Genomic DNA, 22,294 nt, shown 5'->3' with positions numbered 1-22,294 from the left:
ATATCGATTTGATGCCCTCTGAACACAGAGGTAACAATTATAAGTCAGACTAGCCTAGTCTATCATATTTGCAGAAAAAACGCAAGCTAAATCTATTAGTTTATTACAATTTTGATAACACTTTCTCAATTGCTTGGAAAACAACCTCGATATCTTGATCCCCTTCAATATCATGGACCAAACCTTTCGCACGATAATGATCAATAATTGGCTGACCTTGTGCAATATTCACTTCTAATCGACGCTGCACAGATTCTGGTTTATCATCTTCTCGTTGATAGAAATCTTCTTCTTTGTAATCTCCAACTGGTGGATTGAATACTTTGTGGAAGGTTTCACCTGTTTCTTTGTGAATGATACGTCCACTTAATCGTTCCACCAATTTAGATGGGTCAATTGTAATATTGATAACACCTTGCAAGTCAATCCCTAGCTCAGCCAAACTTGCATCTAGCGCCTGCGCTTGATCAATAGTACGTGGGTAACCATCCAACAGGAAGCCTTTTTCTTTGATATCATCTTGAACCAAGCGTTCTTTCACAATACCATTTGTAACTTCATCTGGAACTAGATCGCCTCTGTCAATATATGACTTAGCCAGCAATCCCAGTTCAGTCTGATTAGCCATTGCTGCACGGAATATATCACCAGTCGAAATATGAGCAACATTAAATTTCTCAACAATCTTAGCTGCTTGTGTTCCTTTACCAGCACCTGGTAAACCCATAATTAAAAGATTCATGACAAACTCCTTATTTTGTTTTCACATAAATTTGCCAACAGTGACAAACTTATCTAAAAACAAAATAGAAGGTTGACTAGGTCAACCTATATTCTATTCTGTAATTTCCAGGAAACCTACATATTTTCTCTTGAGCAAGTAGCCTTCTAATTGCTTAATCCCTTCAATACTTGTTGAAATTACGATAATCAAACTTGTACCAAGAAAAGCAATGCTAGAAGAAAGTCCAAAGAGATTCTGTGCAAGAATTGGTAGCAAGGCCACAAAACTTAGGAACAGCGCTCCAACTACTGCCAATCTTGTTAAAAGTTTTGATAGGTATTGCTCAGTGCCATTACCTGGACGAACACCATGGATGTAAGCTGCGCTCTTCTGAAGACTTTCTGCCGTCTTTTCAGGATTAACCTGAACAAAGGTATAAAAGAATGTAAAGGCAACAATCAGACCTGCATAAACAATCATCCCTTTAACCGTTGAATAATCAAAATATTCCTGAATCGCCTGCAACCAGCCAACACTCTTGTTTTGACTTGCAAAGAACTGCACTGCAGAAGTTGGTACTGCTGTGATTGAACCTGCAAAAATTACTGGGATAACTCCTGCCGGATTCAATTTCAATGGCAGATATGAGCTAGAAGGTGCTCCCTGCGCTCGCTTTGTATATTGAATCGGTAATTTGTACTCTGCCTGCTGCACAAAGGTCGTGAAGTAAACAACGAAGAAGATCATTATAAGCAGAGCTGCAACAAAGAGGGCAGATTCCCCTAAGCGGCCGGATTCAATATTGACGAAACGATCAACATAAATTTCATGGAAAGTTCCTGGTAACGAAGAAATGATACCTGCAAAGATAATCATTGAGGTTCCATTACCATAGCCTTTTTCAGAAATTTGTTCCCCCAGCCAAGTCACAATAATAGAACCTGTTGTCAAAATTGATCCAATCAATAGATAGGTTTGCCAATTCAAAGGCATATTTGTCAATTTTGCACCAGATAAAGCATTGAAACCTGCTGTAATACCAATAGATTGAACAAATGCAAGCCCTAAGGAAATATAACGAGTTGCTTGATTCAATTTCCGACGACCAACTTCACCTTGCTTGCCCCACTCAACAAATTTAGGTAAAATATCCATTTGCAAAAGCTGAACAATGATGGAAGCTGTAATGTACGGGCTGACTCCCAGTGCAAAAACTGAAAAATTACGCATAGCGTTTCCTGAAACCAAGCTTAACATATTCAAGAAAGGAACGTTTGATAGAGCCTCAAGGCTCTTTGCATTTACTCCCGGTACTGTGATATGGGTCCCCACTCGGAAGACAAAAAGGATAAAGATAGTAAATAAAATTTTACTACGCACCAATTTTACTTTTAAGGCATCTTTTAAAAGTTTTAAAAACATAGGCTGTCACCTCTTAGATGACTTCTACTGAACCACCTTTGGAAGTGATTGCTTCTTGAGCTGATTTAGAAAATTTAGCAGCTTTAACTGTCAATTTCTTCGTCAATTCGCCGTTACCAAGAATTTTGATTCCTGATTTTTCAGCTTTGACAATTCCAGCTTCGATAAGCACAACTGGTGTTACTTCTGCACCATCTTCAAAAGCGTTCAATTGATCAAGATTAACGATTGCGTATTCTTTAGCGTTGATATTAGTGAAACCACGTTTTGGAAGACGGCGGAACAACGGAGTTTGTCCACCTTCAAAACCTGGTCGAACACCGCCACCGCTACGTGCCTTTTGGCCTTTTTGACCACGACCTGAAGTTTTACCGTTACCTGATGATGTACCGCGACCTACACGGTTGCGGACTTTGCGTGAACCTGTAGCAGGTTGTAATTCATGAAGTTTCATTATTATTTTCCTCTCTTTTTATATGCTAGCGCCTGTGGTGAGCAAAGAGTCTTCAACCACAAACTCGCTTCTAATGAAAATGGACTAGAAGTCGCAAAGATTTCTCCATGCGACTCAGTCTATTTGTTCTATTACTTAACTTCTTCTACAGTTACCAAGTGAGAGATTGCCTTAACCATACCAAGGATGGCTGGATTATCTTCCTTAACAACTGAGCTGTTCAATTTACCAAGTCCAAGTGCAACAACTGTTTTACGTTGCTCTGGTTTGCGACCGATTGGAGACTTAGTCAAAGTAATCTTAATTTGAGCCATGAGTATCTCCTTTCTTATGCTAAATCAGAAACTGAAATGCCACGAAGCGCAGCTACTTCTTCAGCACGTTTCAATTGCTTCAAGCCTTCAACAGTTGCACGAACAATGTTGATTGGTGTGTTTGAACCGAGCGACTTAGAAGTCACATCTGCGATACCTGCCAATTCAATTACGGCACGAGTTGCACCACCGGCAGCAACCCCAGAACCTTCAGAAGCAGGTTTCAACAATACACGAGCTCCACCAAACTCTGAACGAACTTCGTGAGGAATTGTTGTACCAACCATTGGTACTTCAATCATATTTTTCTTAGCAGCCTCAACTGCTTTACGGATAGCTTCTGGTACTTCCTGAGCTTTACCAGTACCGAAACCTACGCGACCGTTGCGATCACCAACAACCACAAGAGCTGCAAAACGAAGACGACGTCCACCTTTAACAACTTTTGTAACACGGTTGATGGCTACTACGCGCTCTTCAATTTCAACTGCGTTATCTTTGAATGCCATTTCTTAGTGTCCTCCCTATTAGAATTTCAATCCGTTTTCACGAGCTGATTCAGCCAAAGCTTTCACACGTCCGTGATAGAGATATCCACCGCGGTCAAAGACCACTTCAGAAATACCTTTAGCTACCGCGCGTTCAGCAACGAGTTTACCAACAACAACAGCTTGTTCTGTCTTAGTACCTTTTGAAACTTCTTTATCAAGAGTAGAAGCGCTTGCGAGCGTTACACCCGCTACGTCATCAATCACTTGAGCGTAGATGCCTGTATTAGAACGGAAAATGTTCAAACGTGGGCGAGCAGCAGTTCCAGAGATTTTACCGCGAACGCGACGGTGGCGTTTTTGGCGGATTTTGTTTTTATCTGGTTTTGAAATCACAATATTCACCTCTTAATGTATGATTATGTTTCTTACGAAACACTTTGAGAAATAGTTAACCAGGCGGTTAAACCACCCCAGCAAGCTATTATTTACCTGTTTTACCTTCTTTACGGCGAACAAATTCACCAACGTAACGAATACCCTTACCTTTGTATGGCTCAGGAGCGCGAAGGCTACGGATATAAGCTGCTGTTTGACCAACAACTTCTTTGTTGATACCAGACACGATGATTTGTGTTGGTGTTGGAACTTCAAATGTAATACCTTCTGGTGCAATCACTTCATCAGGATGTGATTTACCAACAGCCAATGTCAATTTGTTACCAGCCAATTGTGCACGGTAACCGACACCACGCATTTCAAGTTCTTTTTTGAAGCCTTCAGAAACACCAACAACCATGTTGTTGAGGTTAGCACGGCTAGTACCGTGAATAGTCTTCATTTCTTTTGAATCATTTGGACGGTGAAGAGTTACTTCAGTACCTTCCACACGAATTTCAATAGCGGTTGGGAATTCACGAGTCAATTCCCCTTTAGGTCCTTTTACAGTTACCACACCGTTGTTTTGAGCAATCTCAACACCGGCAGGCAATGTAATAATTTTATTACCAATACGTGACATATTTTTATTTTCTCCTGTTAGATTATCAGGCCATTCCTTAGAATGACGAGTTTTCACGGGCACTCATGATACCAAGGGCATATAAAAGCCAAAGTGAAAATAGGAAACTAGACGAAGAAGTCTAAGCTTCTAGGGTCGTTTATCTTTTTCACACCGGCTTTAGCCCGTGTTCAAATGAGTGAGTAATTTGATACTGCCCAAATCAGCTATGTTGATTAGAACACTGGGCTAAACGCCTCTTGTATCATGATTTGAGTTCGAGCTACTACCTGTGCAAAAATGATAAATCTTCCTAGAATGCGAGCATTCTTCGTCAGATTTCCTATTTTTGCTTTGGTAGCTTTACGCTCTCACATCATCAATTACCAAACGTATGCAACAACTTCACCACCAACGTTCTTTTGACGAGCTTGTTTATCTGTCAAAAGACCTTCAGAAGTTGAGATGATTGCGATACCGAGTCCATTAAGAACTTTAGGAATATCTTCACGCTTTGAATAAACACGAAGACCTGGCTTTGAAACGCGTTTCAAGTTAGTGATAACTTTTTCGCCGTTTGGTCCGTATTTCAAGAATACACGGATGATACCTTGTTTGTCATCTTCGATGAATTCAACATTTTTTACAAAACCTTCGTTTTTAAGGATTGTAGCAATGCCTTTTTTGATGTTTGATGCAGGTACTTCAAGCACTTCGTGTTTTGCTTGGTTAGCATTACGAATACGTGTCAAAAAATCTGCAATTGGGTCAGTCATAACCATTTGTTTTTTCTCCTCTTACTGGCAGTTTGCATAGCACTTACCAGTTAATGTTGCCCGAAGGGCAGGTATTTGTCCAAATCAGTCTGCAAGCCAATTTGAACTCGGACTATGGACTTTGTGAAAAAGAAACGCAGCCGTTATAACTTTAGCCAGTTTACAGATGTGGCTACCTTTAGGTGCAAATCTGCCTGGAACGCGAGCGTTCATTGTTAGATTTCCTATTTTCACTTAGTCCGTTACGCCCGTAGTATCATGTTATTTGAGCACGGACGAAAATCCTAATGAAAACACGATAGCTTCAACAACTTCTTCGTCAAAACTCCTATTTTCATACGGATTTCTTAGCATCCTTTGCATCATGAGATTTGAACTCGTGCTAAACTCTGTGTGAAAAAGATAGTCTTTCCTAGGCGCAAAACGCCTTCGTCAAGACTCCTGTTTTCACTTTGAGTTTTTTACGCACTCGCATCATATTATTTGAGTTCGAGCTACAACCTTTGCAAAAAAGATAGTTTTTTCTGGAAGTAAACTTCTTCGTCAAAACTCCTATTTTTGCCGTGGTTACTTAACGCTCTCACATCATGATATTACCAAGACGCTTTTGTTACACCTGGAATTTGTCCAAGATAAGCCAAGTCGCGGAAGCATACACGGCACAATTGGAATTTGCGGTAAACTGAATGTGGACGACCACATTTTTCACAGCGTGTGTAAGCTTGTGTAGAGAACTTAGCTGGACGTTTGTTCTTAGCGATCATTGATTTTTTAGCCATTTATTCTCTCCCTCTTATTTTGCAAACGGCATACCAAGGCCTGTAAGCAATGCACGTGATTCTTCGTCAGTGTTAGCAGTTGTAACGATAACGATATCCAAACCGCGAGTTTTATCAACATCATCAAAGTTGATTTCTGGGAAGATCAATTGCTCTTTCACACCAAGCGTGTAGTTACCACGTCCGTCGAATGACTTAGTTGGTACACCGTGGAAGTCACGGACACGTGGAAGTGAAACTGTAACTAATTTATCCAAGAACTCATACATACGCTCACCACGAAGAGTAACTTTTGCACCGATTGCAACACCCTCACGAAGACGGAAGCCGGCGATTGATTTCTTAGCTTTAGTGATAAGTGGTTTTTGTCCTGAAATCAAAGCCAATTCTTGAGCAGCTTTTTCAAGGTTCTTGGCGTTAGAAACAGCGTCACCAACACCCATGTTCAAAACAATCTTATCAACTTTTGGCACAGCCATAACTGAAGAATAGTTGAACTGTTCAGTCAAAGCAGGAACTACTTCATTAAGATATTTTTCTTTTAAACGATTTGCCATTATACTTCTCCTTTCCTTCGTGATTAGTCAAGCACTTCGCCTGACTTTTTGTTGTAGCGAACTTTTTTGCCATCTACAAATTTGTAACCAACGCGTCCCGCAACACCGTTTTTGTCAAGAACTTGAACGTTTGACACATGGATTGGCGCTTCTTTTTCAACAATAGCACCTTGAGGATTTTCGCTGTTTGGTTTTTGGTGTTTCTTGACGATATTGACACCTTCAACAACAACTTTGTTTACTTTTGGAAGTGCTGTTACGACAACTGCTTCAACGCCTTTGTCTTTACCAGCGATTACGCGAACTTTATCGCCTTTTTTTACAAACATTTGATTTCTCCTATTATTCTTACGCCCTAATGGGCACCCTGAACCTCAAAGGAGGTAACAGGGGACTTAGTTTGTCAGATTAAAGTACTTCTGGTGCCAATGAAACGATTTTCATAAAACCGCCATCACGCAATTCGCGCGCCACTGGGCCAAAGATACGAGTTCCGCGAGGGTTTTTGTCTTCACGGATGATAACTGCAGCATTCTCATCGAATTTGATATACGAACCATCAGCACGACGAGCACCTGTCTTAGTACGAACGATAACGGCTTTTACAACGTCACCTTTTTTAACCGCACCACCAGGAGTAGCTTGTTTCACTGAAGCAACGATGATGTCGCCGATATTAGCGAATTTACGTCCTGAACCACCAAGCACTTTGATTGTCAAGATTTCGCGTGCGCCACTGTTGTCAGCAACTTTCAAACGAGTTTCTGTTTGAATCATGTCAATTTTCTCCTTTCAGGTTGATTAAATGATAACTGCCTCTTCCACAACCTCTACAAGACGGAAACGTTTTGTAGCTGAAAGTGGGCGAGTTTCCATGATACGAACAATATCACCTTCTTTAGCAACATTGTTTTCATCATGAGCTTTGTACTTTTTAGAGTAGTTGATGCGTTTACCATAGACTGGGTGGTTACGTTTTGTTTCAACTACAACTGTGATGGTTTTGTCCATTTTGTCAGATACTACACGTCCAACAAGAACTTTACGATTATTGCGTTCCATTGAAATTCTCCTTTCCCAATCTATTATTTAGCTTCAGATTGCACAGTTTTGATACGTGCAATTTGTTTCTTAACTTCGTTCAAACGAGCAGTTTGCTCAAGTTGACCAGCAGCAGCTTGGAAACGAAGGTCAAAGAGTTCTTTCTTCAACTCGTTTTCGCGTTTTGCAAGTTCTTCTTGAGAAAGGCCACGAAGTTCTTTTACAAAATCTTTAATTTCTTGAAGTTTCATGTCTCCTCCTTATTCTGCTTCACGTTTTACGAATTTAACTTTAACTGGCAATTTATGACCAGCAAGGCGGAATGCTTCACGTGCGATTTCTTCAGAAACACCAGCTACTTCAAACATAACCTTACCGCGTTTAACTGGAGCCACCCAACCTTCAGGTGCACCTTTACCAGAACCCATACGTACACCGATAGCTTTAGCAGTGTATGACTTGTGTGGGAAGATTTTAATCCAAACTTTACCACCACGTTTCATATAACGAGTCATAGCGATACGGGCAGCTTCTATTTGGCGGTTTGTAATCCATGAGCTAGTGGTTGCTTGAAGACCATATTCACCGAAGTCTACTTGTTTTCCACCTTTGGCTTCACCGCGCATTTTTCCACGGAACTCACGACGGTGTTTTACACGTTTAGGTACTAACATCTGTTATTTACCTCCTTTAGTGTTTTTACGAGCCGGAAGGACTTCGCCACGGTAAATCCATACTTTAACACCAAGTTTACCATAAGTTGTCAAAGCTTCTTCCCAAGCATAGTCGATATCCGCACGAAGTGTGTGAAGAGGAACTGTTCCTTCTGAGTAGCCTTCTGCACGAGCAATATCAGCACCGTTCAAACGTCCAGAAACTTGCGTTTTGATACCCTTGGCACCAGCACGCATCGTACGTTGGATAGCTTGTTTTTGAGCACGACGGAACGCCACACGTTGCTCCAATTGACGAGCGATTGACTCACCGACAAGGTGTGCATCCAAGTCAGGTTGTTTGATTTCAATGATATTGATATGCACTTGCTTACCAGTTAATTTGTTCAATTGAGCACGGAGTGCATCAACGTTGCTACCAGCCTTACCGATAACCATACCTGGCTTAGCAGTGTGGATAGAAACGATAACCTTATTTACAGCACGTTCGATTTCGATTGTTGATGTTGATGCATCAGCCAATTCTTTTTTGATAAAGTTGCGGATTGCAAGATCTTCATGAAGGTAATCCGCGTATTCTTTTTCAGCATACCATTTAGCATCCCAATCACGGATGATGCCAACACGCATACCAATTGGATGTACTTTTTGACCCACGTTTTTACCTCCTTATTTCTCTGCCACAACTACAGTAATGTGAGCTGTGCGTTTGTTGATTGGTGAAGCTGAGCCTTTCGCACGTGGACGGAAACGTTTAAGAGTTGGTCCTTCGTTTGCGAATGCTTCGCTTACTACTAAGTTTGCTTTTTCCAAACCAAAGTTGTTTTCAGCGTTGGCAATCGCTGAGTTCAAAACTCCTTCGATGATGCCTGCAGCTTTGTTTGGTGTGAATTTCAAGATTGCAATTGCGTCTGCTACACTTTTGCCACGGATATTATCCAAGACAAGACGTGATTTACGAGGTGAAACACGTACTGTGCGAGCAGTTGCTTTAGCTGAAGTAATTTCTGCCATTGTGTTTTCCTCCTAAATTATTTACGACGAGTTTTCTTGTCGTCAGCAGCATGACCTTTATAAGTACGAGTTGGCGCAAATTCACCAAGCTTGTGACCTACCATGTCTTCTTGAATATATACAGGCACGTGTTTACGACCATCATAAACCGCAATTGTATAGCCAATGAAACTTGGGAAAATCGTTGAACGACGTGACCAAGTTTTAATTACTTTTTTCTTTTCGTCATTTGCTTGAGCTTCAACTTTTTTCATCAAATGCTCATCGACGAAAGGTCCCTTTTTAAGACTACGTCCCATTTTAATGTGTTCTCCTTTAAAATATGTACCACAGCGGCTTGCCCGCAATGCGGGCTACCGAGTTGGCGGAATTCAGCTAGTAACCTAAGCTTATTTTTGGTTACGACGACGAACGATAAGTTTGTCTGATTTAGCTTTCTTGTTACGAGTTTTCAAACCAAGAGCTGGTTTACCCCATGGTGTAGATGGTGCTTTACGACCAACCGGTGCTTTACCTTCACCACCACCGTGTGGGTGATCGTTCGGGTTCATTACAGAACCACGAACTGTTGGACGAATACCTTTCCAACGGCTGCGGCCGGCTTTACCAAGATTAACAAGACCATGTTGTTCATTACCTACAGTACCAACAGTAGCACGGCAAGTACCAAGGATCATACGAACCTCACCTGATTGAAGGCGAACAAGAACGTATTTCCCTTCTTGGCCAAGAACCTGTGCAGATGCACCAGCAGCACGTACCAACTCACCACCGCGACCTGGTTTCAACTCAATGTTGTGAATAACCGTACCGACAGGGATGTTTGCTAACGGAAGTGCGTTACCAACCTTAATGTCTGCTTCTGGACCTGAAACGATACGTTGACCAACTTCAAGACCTTTAGGAGCGATGATATAAGCTTTGACACCATCCGTGTAGTGTACAAGAGCGATGTTTGCTGAACGGTTTGGATCGTATTCGATCGTTTTAACAACCGCTTCAACACCATCTTTATTACGCTTGAAGTCCACTAAACGATAGAAACGTTTGTGACCGCCACCTTGGTGACGAACAGTGATGCGACCATTGTTGTTACGACCAGCTTTGTTTTTCAAGGCAACAAGCAATGATTTTTCTGGAGTGCTTGTTGTGATTTCAGCAAAGTCCAAAGAAGTCATGTTACGACGGCCATTTGTCGTTGGTTTATAAACTTTAATACCCACGTTAATTCCTCCTTTGATTATTCAGCGTCAGCTGTAGCGAACAATTCGATCGCTTTTGAATCAGCAGTCAATGTGATGATTGCTTTTTTCACTTTATTTGTGCGACCAACATAGCGACCTACGCGCTTTGTTTTAGGTTTCACGTTGATTGTGTTAACATTTGCAACTTTAACACCTTCAAACGCTGCTTCAACAGCTTGTTTGATCAAGAGTTTGTGTGCACGAGTGTCAACTTCAAATACATACTTGCCTGCTTCGAGTTGGCCCATTGAGCTTTCTGTGATGACAGGTTTTTTGATAACATCATACAAATTCATTATGCAAGAACCTCCTCAATTTTAGAGATAGCTGCTTGAGTTACAAGAAGTTTGTCTGCATTTGCAATGTCAAGGACACTTGCAGTTGTTGCAGTAGCAACTTTCACATTTGGAAGGTTGCGAGCTGAAAGAGCTGCGAATTCGTTTCCTTCTTCAAGAATAACAAGGACTTTAGAATCAATGCTCAATGCTGCAAGTACTTTTGCAAATTCAGCAGTTTTTGGAGCTGTGAATTCAAGCGAGTTAACAGCTACAAATTTGTTTTCAGCAACTTTTTCTGAGTAGACAGATTTGAGTGCCAAGCGACGAACTTTTTGTGGAAGTTTGTACGCATATGAACGTGGAGTTGGTCCAAAGACTACACCACCACCACGCCATTGTGGTGAACGGATAGAACCTTGACGAGCGCGCCCAGTTCCTTTTTGACGCCATGGTTTGCGTCCGCCACCTGAAACTGCTGAGCGGTTTTTAACTGCGTGAGTACCTTGACGAAGGCTAGCACGTTGGCTGATGATGACATCAAAGACAACTGCTTGGTTTGGCTCAATACCAAAGACTGAATCATTAAGAACTACTTCACCAGCTTGTTTACCAGTTTGGTCAAATAATGTTACGTTTGCCATTTCGACTGATTTCCCCTTTCCTTATTATTTACCAGCTTTAACTGCTGATTTGATAGTGATAAGAGATTTCTTAGCACCTGGTACATTACCTTTGATAAGGATAACGTTCTTTTCTGGAACAACTTGTACAATTTCAAGGTTTTGAATTGTTACACGGTTGCCACCCATGCGACCTGCAAGGTTTTTACCCTTAAATACACGGTTAGGTGCAACAGGACCCATAGAACCTGGACGACGGTGGTAACGAGAACCGTGAGCCATAGGGCCACGTGATTGTCCATGGCGTTTGATAACACCTTGGAAACCTTTACCTTTAGATGTACCAGTTACATCCACAACATCTCCAGCCGCAAATTGTTCAACTGTTAGTTCCGCACCAACTTCCAAGCCTTCAATGTTTTTAAATTCACGAATGAAGCGCTTAGGAGCTGTGTTAGCTTTAGCTACATGGCCTTTGGCAGGTTTGTTGCTCAAAACTTCGCGTTTGTCATCAAAACCAACTTGAACCGCAGCATAGCCATCAGTCTCAACAGTTTTCACTTGAAGAACAACGTTTGGAGTTGCTTCGATGACAGTAACAGGGATAAATTCACCAGATTCAGTGAAGATTTGAGTCATTCCCACTTTTTTCCCTAAGATTCCTTTTGTCATGAGAAAATTATTCCTTTTCTTATTTTATATTTAAAAAGTTTTTAACGAGCGTTTTTTATGCTCAAAATCAAGATACAAAGAGCATCAAACTCAGGGCGAAAATAGAAAACTTGACAGAGAAACTTTCGTCTCATTGAAAAGTTTATACTTACAAGGAATCCACAACCGTGATCACCAAGATTGAAACGATTACGTATCCCTCTTTCACACAGAGTCTAGCTCGTGTTCAAGTCCATTTGAACACTTGCTTTCGCCGTATGGCTTCTTACAATTTAATCTCGACGTTTACACCACTTGGAAGATCCAATTTCATCAAAGCATCAACTGTTTTTTGAGTTGGGTTAATGATATCGATCAAGCGCTTGTGTGTACGCATTTCGAACTGCTCACGAGAATCTTTGTACTTGTGAGTCGCACGAATGATTGTGTAGAGGCTGCGTTCTGTTGGAAGCGGAACCGGACCTGCTACCTGAGCACCTGTGCGAGTTGCAGTCTCAACGATTTTTGCAGCAGCTGTATCAAGTGTACGATGTTCGTACGCCTTCAAGCGGATGCGGATTTTTTTGTTTGCCATCTTTTTCTCCTTTTCGTCTATTTAAAATAATAGGCTAGCTCCACAAGAAAACCAACACGAGTTGCGTGGCAATGCAACCGAGCGTGTCGCAACCTCTTGCATCAAAGCTACAACCGTAATTTTTACGGCACCAGAATAGTTTATCAGATTTTCCTTGACAATGCAAGGAATTATACCCAATTTTTTAAAAAAATCCCGAAGCTATAGCTTTGGGACACTGTAATCATCTTTGCTTATCTTTCAAAATAAATGAAGGAACTCGATCTGCTGCCGCAACATTGAAAAATGATGAAATTAGAAAAACACTTCCTCGGTGCATTTTCCAATCACTAAGAAGCTTTGAGCATGCCTCACCTGACAAAATCAATCCACCAGATGATTAAAAAGCAATACTTAAAATAAGGAAGTATTAGATTATTAGCTACAGCTTTTGAAACGAACTGCGTATACTCTATTTACAACTCCTAACTATTTACTCCTGAACAGTTGAAAATTAGGAAGCTATAAAAGCCTTAGCAACTGTACTTGTTTCACTAGCGAAAATCTTTCAAGTATTCCTGCAGGTCACGAATCATTTTGCGACGACCATTGAAACATTGACCACTCATGAGTTTTTCATAATTTTCTTGCTGGCTCGGTGAAAGATTTTTCCGGTACTCTCTCAAAGCAGCTCGCAGCATCAATAACTCATCATTGATTAGACCAGGTGATTGAATCATGTGTGAGAGACCATGAATTTCTTCGTGCGCCATTCGATCAAATTTTCGCTTCTGACTTTCTTGTTTGCGAATCACATCTTTGATATGGTTTCTAAATTTCACCTTGAAATAACAGTATAATCTATCAGACTCCTCCAAGAGATTTGGTTGTGCATCCAATAATTCAAACAAGACCATCATCCCTTCTTGCTCCCAGTCTCCCTTTTCCCATAGTTTAACATAAAAATCTTTACGGGCCTTGTGGACGATCCCTTTCACTTTTGAATAAACCTTTTCAAATTCCATGACCTGATCTCCTTTAATTGATGGTCTTAGTTTATCGAAAAGGGAATTGATTCAACAGGACATTTTTGTCCACTTATTTCTATTGGAGATCATTATATACTTTCTATCGTTAGTGTTGGCCATTTATCCGACCAATTTTTCTTAGTTATTCTTGCTCGGTAGAGAAGCATACGTTCAGGATCAATCTTAAAATGCGGTGTTGGTCTGACTAGATAATTATACATATCCTCCACTCCAAAAGGGGAATAAACTTCTAGTTGTCCATCTTCTACCAGGCGGAGGCCTATTGCCGTGCATCTTTCTGGAAATTTTTCTATCGCATCCTTACTAGATTTGTAAGGGGGAGTATTTGGACTGTGAATATGCATATAGACTTGATTTTTCACTTCCCATCTATACTCAGGATAGTTTTTACGCAAATGAGATTCCAATACCAACGTTTCTTCATAAGATATTTGTTCATCAAAAAACACGACATCCACATCCGTATCTCGATCAAAGCTGTATTGATTCCAAACGAAATTACGAATAGTCCCAGCACAGAGCCAGCAATCTGCCAGATTAAGCTCAGCAATAATCTCCAATATAGCCAATATATCCGGAGCTGCTTGCAGACTTTTTTTGAATTCTTCAATCATCCATCTTCTCCAAAGCATGAGAAATGTCACCTTTTATATTTTTCTATCTTTTATTAGTGAGTGCACAAAAGACTTCCCAATCGTTTCAACTTTAAGCTTCCAAACACAGTCCATCCGAACTTTAACTCGCTGACCTATTTTTGTGATTATAACAAAAAGGTCCTCTGGACCCTTACTCGCCTGCTAATTTTCAAGCTCATGATAAAAAGGTCCTCTGGACACTTGCTCGCTTGCTAATTTTCAAGCTCATGATAAAAAGGTCCTCTGGACCCTTACTCGCCTGCTAATTTTCAAGCTCATGATAAAAAGGTCCTCTGGACCCTTACTCGCTTGCTAATTTTCAAGCTCATGATAAAAAGGTCCACTGGACCTTTTTATTCCTCCATAAAGCTGTTGAAAACTTCTTCAATCATATCCCATTCTGCTGTCGCATCTTCTGGAATTGGTTGTAAGTCGCCTTCTGTACCATTCTCATTTTCAATATATGAGTAAGCTTGAATTTCAACTTCACCGTTCTCGTCTTCTTCTGCGCTCGCAGGAATCAAGAGAACATAGTTCTTGCCAAATTCCTCTTGACCGTCAATTGTCAATAAGATTTCAAAAAGTGTTTCATTACCTTGGTCATCCACCAAAGTAATCAATTCACGTTCGTCGTGTTCGTGGTCATGATGATGTGCCATTAGAGTCTCCTTTAAAATATTCTATCTAAGTAATTCTGTAAAATCAGCTGAGCAGCCAACTTATCAATAACTTTTTTACGCTTGCTTCGACTGACATCCGCCCGCTCAATCAACATCCGCTCTGCTGCGACAGTTGTTAGCCGCTCATCTTGATACTCAACGGGGAGTTTGTAGCGTTCCACTAGCAGATCACCATAGGCTCTACTCGCTTCTACGCGCGGACCGCTAGTATTGTTCATATTTTTAGGCAGACCGACAACAAACTTCTCAACCTTGTATTGACTGACCAATTCTGTTAAGCGTTCCAGCCCAAACTCACCCTTCTTCTCGTCAATCGGAATAATCTCCAAACCTTGGGCTGTAAAACCAAGTGGATCTGAAATGGCCACGCCAACTGTCTTTGAACCGACATCTAATCCCATTATCCTCATTAGAGATCAATCCCATTTCCTTTCAAGTAGTAACACACCAATTCTTCGATGATCTCATCACGTTCATGCTTACGAATCTGATTACGGGCATCATTATATCGAGGAATATAGGCAGGATCCCCACTTAACACATAGCCAATAATCTGATTAATCGGATTGTAGCCCTTTTCTTCCAATGAACGATAAACACTAGTTAATGTTTTACTAATCTCTTGCTTATCGGTGTCATCTAGGCGAAAACGAACAGTTTCTTCAGTAAACCCCATACTCACACCTTCTTTCCCTATTTTTATCATTATATCACAAATTTGAATTATTCTCAAAGAAAGCGCAAAAAGAACCCTCAAACAGAGTTCTTTCCATACAATCTTATAAAGCTGCTCTCATGCGGGCCTGAGCATTTTCAACATTACGCACTGCCCGAGGCAAAAATGCGCGAATATCGTCCTCTTTATATCCTACTTGAAGACGCTTTTCATCGATCAAAATTGGACTCTTTAAAATACGCGGATTAGAAGTAATCAAGTCAATAACTTCGTTTACACTCAACTCTTCAATGTCAAAATTCAAACTCTTGGCATAACGGTTCTTTGACGACACGATACTTGCAATACCATTCTCAGTTTTTGTCAAAATATTCAAGATTTCTTCCTTGGTGATAGCCTCTTTTGCAAGATTATGCTCGTTATAGGATAGCTGGTGAGCATTTAACCAGTTTTTCGCTTTCTTACAAGAAGTACAACTAGATACCGTATAAATTTTAATCATGTAGTCACCCCTTTGCTACATCTTATTAAGCAGATTATAAACCATTATACCATAGAATCCCTCAGTCTGTAGACCTATTTTTCAAAAAAACTTTAAATTTTTTGGGAAAAATTCGGTTTTTATGATTTTTTATGTTTAAGTTCCGTAAAAATAAAATCTAGTCTAGCTCAAGAAAGCTGGAAAATAATCGTTCAAGAAAGAAAATCGAACAAACACAATACGTATCAATCTGATAGAATGTTACCGAGACCTCATGGAAAAATTTTTGATATTCATTCTCCTACAAATTCGGGGAAGCTCTCTATAATTTACCTCTATCAAAAATTCGTACTTGTCTTGTATCTATTTTATGCTTCCGATAGTTTCATAGTCTTTTGTTTTATCCAAATGATAACTTTTCTAGAAAGTATAAAAAGACAAACACCTAAAATATGTTTGTCTGTATTCAATCATGATGTGAACACCATTCGTAAAATGTAACCTACAGGTTTAAAAACTCACTGCAGATTCTTACTTATCAAGAAAAGGATCATTCTTCTAATTCAATGCCACCATCTAGATCCAGAATAACATCTTGTCCTTCAAAAGTAGGATCTTCGATTACCTCAGTTGAACCTGATTCTTCCTCGATTAACCCATAGTGAATACGGATTTTACGGTCAATTTCTTCGAAAATAGTCGGATGATCTGCAAGGAATTTCTTAGCATTCTCCGAACCTTGGCCAATTTTTTCTCCATTATAAGAATACCAAGCACCTGCTTTTTGAATGATACCAAGATTGCTACCAATCTCAATCAACTCACCGGTTTGTGAAATTCCCTGACCGTACATGATTTCCACAATAGCCTCTTTAAACGGTGGAGCCACCTTGTTTTTCACAATTTTCACCTTGGTTTCCTTACCGACATTTTGATCTTTCTGATCGCCAGTTCCCTTAATTTGAGTATTTCCTCGAACATCCATACGAACTGAAGCGTAAAATTTCAAAGCACGTCCACCTGGTGTGGTTTCAGGATTACCAAACATGACTCCCACTTTTTCGCGCAATTGGTTGATAAAAATGGCAATGGTTTTGGTTTTATTGATAGAAGCTGATAGCTTACGCATTGCCTGACTCATCATACGCGCCTGTAACCCGACATGGCTATCACCAATATCCCCATCAATTTCTGCACGTGGTACAAGAGCAGCAACAGAGTCAACAACAACCAAGTCAACTGCTCCTGAATCAATCAATTTTCCTGCAATTTCAAGACCTTGCTCACCTGAATCTGGCTGTGACAAGAGCAACTCATCAATATTGACCCCAAGAGCTGCTGCATAGGCAGGATCCAAAGCATGCTCAGCATCAATAAAGGCTGCAATTCCTCCTTCTTTTTGAGCTTGGGCTACAGCATGAAGGGCAACCGTTGTTTTACCGGAACTTTCTGGTCCGTAAATCTCAATGATACGACCTTTAGGATAGCCACCCGCACCAAGAGCGATGTCAATAGACAAGCTTCCAGAACTCATTACCTGAACCTTCTGCTCCGCACGCTCACCCAAGCGCATGACAGCGCCCTTACCAAAATCTTTTTCAATTGATTTTAAGGCATCATCCAATGCTTTTTTACGCTCATCACCAAATTTCTTTGTAATATCTTCTAATTTTTTTCCTGGTTTCTTAGCCAATGCTTTTCTCCTCTTTTCTTACTTAAATCATTATAGCAAAACTCTGTTATTTCACAAAGTATTTCGTACAAAATCTAGAGCTTGTAAACAAGCTAGTTGACGGATATGTTGCCATGAATAACCTCCCAAATCTAGCTCCTTTTGAATAACTCCAGAAGGACTTGATAAGGCCAGTGAGATCTTGGCAAGAACGTTGTCTACCGTTGAGGACGGCTTGATAAAAACCGACATAGCTAAACCTAAATCGGCTTGTAGATCGTCACGAATACCGCTTGCTTGAACAGACAAATTGCCCGAATCAGCTCCTTTCTGACCAACAACACTACCTCCGATAAAATAAGGCTGTTCGGCCAGCGCCAAACTCAATTCTGCTTGTAAGAGCCCACCCGTCCCCTGTTCCCATACAGCCAGAGTTTGCTCTTTCCCCGCCAAGCTGGTCGCCACCAATTTCACCAGACTATTTTCTTCACCATAGGCATAGAAATACTCTGCTAGTTTATCACGTTGCAAAATTTGTGTTTCTAAACGATCCAATACTTGATCTGCTTCTTCTTGGCAAGTAGCTTTGGTAGACAGGCGCAAGGTGACTTCACCGACTTTAGCATAAGGTGCTAAAGTTGGATTAGTCTGATTATCAATCAAATCTGCTAAAATCGTCACCAGCTGACTTTCTCCAATACCAAAAAATCTCAGAACCCGTGAGTAAAGTTGGCTATGAGAATTGCCTAGCATCGGCAATAGACTGGTAGTAAACATAGCTTTCAGCTCACTCGGAGGGCCTGGAAGTACAACATAGGTTATTCCTTCTTGCTCAATCAATCCCCCAACGGCTAAACCAGCAGGATTTTGCAAGGGGGTACTTCCTGCTACAATCTGTGCCTGACGTTCATTGTTAGGTGTGCGAATACGACCTGGACGACTAGCAAAAAAACGGTCTAATTTAAGCTTGGCCTGCTCATCCAAAACTAATTCTTTCCCTAAAAATCGAGCTAATGTTTGTTTGGTTAAATCATCTTCCGTAGGGCCAAGACCTCCACATAGAATGACCAAATCACTGCGTCTACTGGCTATATCCAGCACCTGTAAAAGTCTACCTTGGTTGTCTCCAACACTTGTGTGGAAGTAGACATCAATTCCCAGCTCTGCACATTTTTCGGATAGAAACTGAGTATTCGTATTAACAATCTGCCCTGTTAAAATCTCCGTTCCAACAGCGATTAGTTCTGCTTTCATATTCCTCCTTCTAGAAATTGCATTACCTGCTCATCTATATAATTCGTCATCCATCTGATTATTTTGAAAAATCACACGTTTTTTCATGTTCATTTAGCAATCCCGCTGCTTGTAAGTAGGAATAGACACAAACAGGACCGACGAACTTGAACCCTCTCTTCCTCAAATCCTTAGATAGACGGTCGGATAAGTCACTCTTGGTTGGCAAATCATAAAAGGACTTAACAGGATTGTCTAGCGGTGTAAACTCAACCCATGACCAGAGGTAATGGTCAAATGTACCAAATTCCTCCTGCACCTTCAAAAAAGCTTGTGCATTAGCACGAGTGGCGTAGAGTTTTGCTTTATTACGAATAATAGCTGGATTATCCAAAAGGCTATCCAACTCCATATCTGTCATTTTAGCAACCTTCTGAATATCAAAATCGAAAAAGGCAGATCGGAAGGCCTGACGTTTGTTAAGAACAATCTCCCAAGATAGTCCAGCTTGGTAGGACTCCAAACAAAGCAACTCAAACAGCGCCTGTTCATCGTGAAGAGGTCTACCCCACTCTTCGTCATGATAGGCAATATAAAGTGGGTTATTTACATTTACCCAAGAACATCTTGGCATGAAAATACCTCCGTCCGATATTTAAAATAGGTCCATTTGACCATTCTTGTTATTTCATCAGCATCTTCAAGGCTGATTTAATGTAATTTTCAGCAGTGTCAGATGTCCCTTCAAAGAACTTCTTAATCTTCTTGAGTTCGGTTGGACGATAACCGAGGGCCTCCATGGCTTCCATAGCTTCTTCAAGAGCAATATTTTCATTCACAGCTACTGTCGGCTGAGCAGGTCTCATCTCTTCGCTCATAACAAACTTGCCTTCCAAGTCTAAAATCATCTGCTGAGCTGTTTTTTTACCAATCTTTGGAAACTTAGTTAGATAAGTAATATTTTTTTGCTCAATAGCACGAACCAACCCATCATTATCATCGACAGCAATAATAGCCAAGGCAGTAGTTGGACCGATGCCAGAAACAGAAATCAAACTGAGAAAAACTGATTTTTCCATCTCTGTCGCAAACCCATACAACAGATGGGCATCCTCACGAATAACTTGATGAGTATAGACGGTAACCGGTTGCTGAACTTGACCAGAATAAGCATAAGGATTTGCCACCTGTAAGATGTAACCAATGCCATTTACTTCTACCACAACATATTTTGCGGTAATTTTTGTTAAAATTCCTTTGATATAGTCGTACATATATTCCTCTTACTGATGTGTCAACATGTTAATATTTGCCTAATTCTCTCAGGCTGGTATGGTTTTCTTGAATCCTGCGAAACATTTTTTCCATGTCTGATGTGCTAAAGTGCACCAAGACAGGTCGTCCATGCGGACAATTATAGGGGTTCTGACAATGGGATAACTGTCGTAACAAATCTCGTGCAGAATAATCATCCAGAGCGTGATTGGCTTTGATAGATCGCTTGCAGGACATCATAATCGCCAACTCTGCCCGATACTGCTTAATGGACACTTGATCTGTTAAAAGTAGCATGTCGCATATTTCATAAATCCCTGACTCAATCTCCTCTTCCTTCATCCAGATAGGATGTTCTCTCAAGATAAACTGATTGGAACCATATTCTTCCAGATGAATCCCTACTTGATGGAGGGCATCCATTTTGTGAGTAAGGGTGAGAGCATCATTTTGCGGAAATTCAAAAATATAGGGTACTAGTAATTGCTGAGCTGAACTGTCAACCTGACCGATTGTTTCACGATAATACTCGTATTTAACTCGCTCTTGAGCAGCATGTTGGTCAATGATATACAATCCTGTCTTGCCTTGAGCAAACAAATAAGTCCCGTGCATTTGCCCAAAATATTCTAATTCTGGAAAAGTTGATGCCTCTTCCTGGTCAAGTTTATTTGCCAACTTAGACAGTTCTTTAATCGTTAAACTTGGATGGTCTTGGTCTTCAAAATCAGGAGATCGGCGTTCTGCAAATTGAACAGACCTCACTTTCTCTTCAAGCTGCAACTCTAGTTTTGTGCAGTCGTCCTCTTCCAAGGGCTTGATGTCCTCTGATACCACTTCTGGTCTGAGGAAAAAATCTTGCTTGACCGTATCATAGTAGATTTTAGGTTCCTTGAGAGGCAATGTTTCCTGCTCTACTCTTATTTTCGTCCGCGTACTAGATTGAGCCAGATTTTCAAGAGCATCTGGTATCAAATCTTGCTCCTTGAGTGCGCCACCAATAGCCTCTCGAATGAGTGTCATCAATTCCTTTTCTTTAGAAATGCGAACTTCTTGCTTGGTTGGATGCACATTGACATCCGCCAGATAAGGATCAATCTCAATGGAAATGACAGCCAACGGAAAGCGTCCTACCATCAATTTGCTACCATATCCATCTAAAATAGCTCGATTGAGCAGGAAATTTTTTATATATCGACCATTGATGAAGATGGAAATGTAGTTACGATTGGCTCTGGTTAATTCTGGTAGAGAAACATAACCAGATACCCGAAAATCCAAGTCCTCTGCTTCAATCTCAACCATTTTTTTAGCCGAAGCAATGCCATAAATTCCTGAAATAGCTTGGCGCAATTTGCCTGTTCCGGCAGTCTGAATCAAGTCTCGTCCCTCATTCTTCAAGGTAAAGGCTATTTCTGGATGAGCTAGGCTCAATCTATTGACAACATCTACAATGTGCGATAATTCGGCCTGCTGGCTACGCATATACTTGAGTCGAGCGGGGGTATTATAAAATAGATCCGCTACAGTAACCTGCGTACCAACAGGGCGACTGATCGGTTCTTCTTTCTCAATAATTCCCCCTTTTGCTTCTAAATGTATACCATGGGAGCAATCAACCGTAGCTGTCTCAATCGTCATATAGCTGACAGAAGCGATAGAAGGAAGGGCTTCCCCTCGAAAACCCAGTGTCCGAATACGGAAGAGATCTGATTGACTCTTAATCTTGCTGGTAGCGTGACGACGAAGAGCTAGAGCCACCTCATCTGGTGCAATCCCTTCACCATTGTCCGTAATTTGGATAGTCTTGAGACCAGCTTCTTGGATGCAAACTTCAATTTGGCTAGCACTAGCATCAATGGCATTTTCAACCAACTCCTTGACCACACTGGCTGGACGTTCAATGACCTCTCCTGCAGCAATCTGGTTGGCTAGTATTTCTGGTAATTCAATGATATGTGACATAATTTTTTCCTTACTATG

34 protein-coding genes are annotated in these 22,294 nt (G+C 40.8%); all 34 read right to left on the bottom strand.

The annotated features are described in order from the left end of the window. Positions 1-103: 103 nt before the first annotated feature. Complete coding sequence (locus SR187_RS00555; protein ID WP_024532343.1) at positions 104-742, bottom strand: adenylate kinase; 639 nt, start codon at positions 740-742, stop codon at positions 104-106. A gap of 93 nt (positions 743-835) precedes the next feature. Further along, positions 836-2,146: a preprotein translocase subunit SecY gene (gene secY / locus SR187_RS00550; protein WP_120171192.1), complete on the bottom strand. Its 1,311-nt coding sequence runs from the start codon at positions 2,144-2,146 to the stop codon at positions 836-838. 13 nt (positions 2,147-2,159) lie between these two features. Continuing rightward, positions 2,160-2,600 (bottom strand): 50S ribosomal protein L15, encoded by a 441-nt coding sequence (gene rplO, locus SR187_RS00545; protein ID WP_024532341.1) that lies wholly within the window; start codon positions 2,598-2,600, stop codon positions 2,160-2,162. Between the two features lie 131 nt (positions 2,601-2,731). Next, entirely contained in the window at positions 2,732-2,914 is a 183-nt protein-coding gene (gene rpmD, locus SR187_RS00540) for a 50S ribosomal protein L30 (protein ID WP_024532340.1), read from the bottom strand. Between the two features lie 14 nt (positions 2,915-2,928). After that, positions 2,929-3,423 (bottom strand): 30S ribosomal protein S5, encoded by a 495-nt coding sequence (gene rpsE / locus SR187_RS00535; RefSeq protein WP_024532339.1) that lies wholly within the window; start codon positions 3,421-3,423, stop codon positions 2,929-2,931. Between the two features lie 18 nt (positions 3,424-3,441). Further along, positions 3,442-3,798, bottom strand: coding sequence for a 50S ribosomal protein L18 (gene rplR, locus SR187_RS00530; RefSeq protein WP_002936641.1), 357 nt, complete (start codon positions 3,796-3,798; stop codon positions 3,442-3,444). A gap of 88 nt (positions 3,799-3,886) precedes the next feature. Beyond that, positions 3,887-4,423 (bottom strand): 50S ribosomal protein L6, encoded by a 537-nt coding sequence (gene rplF, locus SR187_RS00525; RefSeq protein ID WP_024532338.1) that lies wholly within the window; start codon positions 4,421-4,423, stop codon positions 3,887-3,889. Positions 4,424-4,785: 362 nt separating this feature from the next. Continuing rightward, entirely contained in the window at positions 4,786-5,184 is a 399-nt protein-coding gene (gene rpsH, locus SR187_RS00520; protein ID WP_024532337.1) for a 30S ribosomal protein S8, read from the bottom strand. Between the two features lie 587 nt (positions 5,185-5,771). Continuing rightward, positions 5,772-5,957: a type Z 30S ribosomal protein S14 gene (locus SR187_RS00515; RefSeq protein ID WP_024532336.1), complete on the bottom strand. Its 186-nt coding sequence runs from the start codon at positions 5,955-5,957 to the stop codon at positions 5,772-5,774. A 14-nt stretch (positions 5,958-5,971) separates the two neighbouring features. Continuing rightward, positions 5,972-6,514: a 50S ribosomal protein L5 gene (gene rplE / locus SR187_RS00510; protein ID WP_018377731.1), complete on the bottom strand. Its 543-nt coding sequence runs from the start codon at positions 6,512-6,514 to the stop codon at positions 5,972-5,974. Positions 6,515-6,537: 23 nt separating this feature from the next. Beyond that, the gene (gene rplX / locus SR187_RS00505) at positions 6,538-6,843 is read right to left on the bottom strand and encodes a 50S ribosomal protein L24 (RefSeq protein WP_024532335.1); all 306 of its coding nucleotides are present in this window, start codon (positions 6,841-6,843) and stop codon (positions 6,538-6,540) included. Positions 6,844-6,922: 79 nt separating this feature from the next. Then, a complete protein-coding gene (gene rplN, locus SR187_RS00500) occupies positions 6,923-7,291 on the bottom strand; it encodes a 50S ribosomal protein L14 (RefSeq protein ID WP_002936658.1) in 369 nt (122 codons plus the stop codon). Positions 7,292-7,315: 24 nt separating this feature from the next. Continuing rightward, the gene (gene rpsQ, locus SR187_RS00495; RefSeq protein ID WP_000440801.1) at positions 7,316-7,576 is read right to left on the bottom strand and encodes a 30S ribosomal protein S17; all 261 of its coding nucleotides are present in this window, start codon (positions 7,574-7,576) and stop codon (positions 7,316-7,318) included. A 23-nt stretch (positions 7,577-7,599) separates the two neighbouring features. Continuing rightward, positions 7,600-7,806, bottom strand: coding sequence for a 50S ribosomal protein L29 (gene rpmC / locus SR187_RS00490; protein WP_024532334.1), 207 nt, complete (start codon positions 7,804-7,806; stop codon positions 7,600-7,602). Between the two features lie 9 nt (positions 7,807-7,815). Then, positions 7,816-8,229 (bottom strand): 50S ribosomal protein L16, encoded by a 414-nt coding sequence (gene rplP / locus SR187_RS00485; protein WP_024532333.1) that lies wholly within the window; start codon positions 8,227-8,229, stop codon positions 7,816-7,818. A 3-nt stretch (positions 8,230-8,232) separates the two neighbouring features. Continuing rightward, positions 8,233-8,886: a 30S ribosomal protein S3 gene (rpsC, locus tag SR187_RS00480; RefSeq protein WP_024391478.1), complete on the bottom strand. Its 654-nt coding sequence runs from the start codon at positions 8,884-8,886 to the stop codon at positions 8,233-8,235. 12 nt (positions 8,887-8,898) lie between these two features. Further along, a complete protein-coding gene (rplV, locus tag SR187_RS00475) occupies positions 8,899-9,243 on the bottom strand; it encodes a 50S ribosomal protein L22 (protein WP_002936662.1) in 345 nt (114 codons plus the stop codon). Positions 9,244-9,260: 17 nt separating this feature from the next. Beyond that, a complete protein-coding gene (rpsS, locus tag SR187_RS00470; protein WP_000533766.1) occupies positions 9,261-9,542 on the bottom strand; it encodes a 30S ribosomal protein S19 in 282 nt (93 codons plus the stop codon). A 90-nt stretch (positions 9,543-9,632) separates the two neighbouring features. Next, on the bottom strand, positions 9,633-10,466 hold the full coding sequence (gene rplB, locus SR187_RS00465; protein WP_024532332.1) for a 50S ribosomal protein L2: 834 nt from the start codon (positions 10,464-10,466) through the stop codon (positions 9,633-9,635). Between the two features lie 17 nt (positions 10,467-10,483). After that, positions 10,484-10,783, bottom strand: coding sequence for a 50S ribosomal protein L23 (locus SR187_RS00460; RefSeq protein ID WP_024379978.1), 300 nt, complete (start codon positions 10,781-10,783; stop codon positions 10,484-10,486). Next, entirely contained in the window at positions 10,783-11,406 is a 624-nt protein-coding gene (gene rplD, locus SR187_RS00455; protein ID WP_120171191.1) for a 50S ribosomal protein L4, read from the bottom strand. The genes SR187_RS00460 and rplD overlap by 1 nt, the downstream gene beginning before the upstream one ends. A gap of 24 nt (positions 11,407-11,430) precedes the next feature. Then, the gene (gene rplC, locus SR187_RS00450) at positions 11,431-12,057 is read right to left on the bottom strand and encodes a 50S ribosomal protein L3 (protein ID WP_024532330.1); all 627 of its coding nucleotides are present in this window, start codon (positions 12,055-12,057) and stop codon (positions 11,431-11,433) included. 265 nt (positions 12,058-12,322) lie between these two features. Next, positions 12,323-12,631, bottom strand: coding sequence for a 30S ribosomal protein S10 (gene rpsJ, locus SR187_RS00445; RefSeq protein WP_002939332.1), 309 nt, complete (start codon positions 12,629-12,631; stop codon positions 12,323-12,325). Positions 12,632-13,164: 533 nt separating this feature from the next. Further along, positions 13,165-13,635 (bottom strand): sigma-70 RNA polymerase sigma factor region 4 domain-containing protein, encoded by a 471-nt coding sequence (locus tag SR187_RS00440; RefSeq protein WP_024532329.1) that lies wholly within the window; start codon positions 13,633-13,635, stop codon positions 13,165-13,167. Positions 13,636-13,727: 92 nt separating this feature from the next. After that, positions 13,728-14,273 carry a nucleotidyltransferase family protein gene (locus SR187_RS00435; protein WP_231996437.1) on the bottom strand — a complete coding sequence of 182 codons (546 nt, stop codon included), beginning with the start codon at positions 14,271-14,273 and terminating at the stop codon, positions 13,728-13,730. A 374-nt stretch (positions 14,274-14,647) separates the two neighbouring features. Beyond that, positions 14,648-14,953, bottom strand: a complete 306-nt coding sequence (locus tag SR187_RS00430) for a DUF1292 domain-containing protein (RefSeq protein ID WP_024532328.1) — start codon at positions 14,951-14,953, stop codon at positions 14,648-14,650. Between the two features lie 11 nt (positions 14,954-14,964). Then, complete coding sequence (gene ruvX, locus SR187_RS00425) at positions 14,965-15,384, bottom strand: Holliday junction resolvase RuvX (protein WP_032537883.1); 420 nt, start codon at positions 15,382-15,384, stop codon at positions 14,965-14,967. Then, the gene (locus tag SR187_RS00420; protein ID WP_120171189.1) at positions 15,384-15,650 is read right to left on the bottom strand and encodes an IreB family regulatory phosphoprotein; all 267 of its coding nucleotides are present in this window, start codon (positions 15,648-15,650) and stop codon (positions 15,384-15,386) included. Before SR187_RS00420 ends, ruvX begins: the two co-directional genes overlap by 1 nt. Positions 15,651-15,753: 103 nt before the next feature. Next, positions 15,754-16,152 (bottom strand): transcriptional regulator Spx, encoded by a 399-nt coding sequence (gene spx, locus SR187_RS00415; protein WP_024532326.1) that lies wholly within the window; start codon positions 16,150-16,152, stop codon positions 15,754-15,756. Between the two features lie 529 nt (positions 16,153-16,681). Then, complete coding sequence (recA, locus tag SR187_RS00410) at positions 16,682-17,824, bottom strand: recombinase RecA (protein WP_024532325.1); 1,143 nt, start codon at positions 17,822-17,824, stop codon at positions 16,682-16,684. Between the two features lie 51 nt (positions 17,825-17,875). Beyond that, positions 17,876-19,057, bottom strand: coding sequence for a competence/damage-inducible protein A (locus tag SR187_RS00405; RefSeq protein ID WP_120171188.1), 1,182 nt, complete (start codon positions 19,055-19,057; stop codon positions 17,876-17,878). Between the two features lie 58 nt (positions 19,058-19,115). Further along, positions 19,116-19,670, bottom strand: coding sequence for a DNA-3-methyladenine glycosylase I (locus SR187_RS00400; RefSeq protein WP_024532323.1), 555 nt, complete (start codon positions 19,668-19,670; stop codon positions 19,116-19,118). Positions 19,671-19,719: 49 nt separating this feature from the next. Then, positions 19,720-20,310, bottom strand: coding sequence for a Holliday junction branch migration protein RuvA (gene ruvA / locus SR187_RS00395; protein WP_120171186.1), 591 nt, complete (start codon positions 20,308-20,310; stop codon positions 19,720-19,722). Positions 20,311-20,338: 28 nt separating this feature from the next. Next, positions 20,339-22,276, bottom strand: a complete 1,938-nt coding sequence (mutL, locus tag SR187_RS00390) for a DNA mismatch repair endonuclease MutL (RefSeq protein WP_120171184.1) — start codon at positions 22,274-22,276, stop codon at positions 20,339-20,341. Positions 22,277-22,294 lie beyond the last annotated feature (18 nt).

The organism is Streptococcus ruminantium (genome assembly GCF_003609975.1).
Taxonomy (GTDB): domain Bacteria; phylum Bacillota; class Bacilli; order Lactobacillales; family Streptococcaceae; genus Streptococcus; species Streptococcus ruminantium.
Note: the sequence above shows the minus strand (reverse complement) of the source record. Positions and strands in the feature narration are given on the sequence as shown.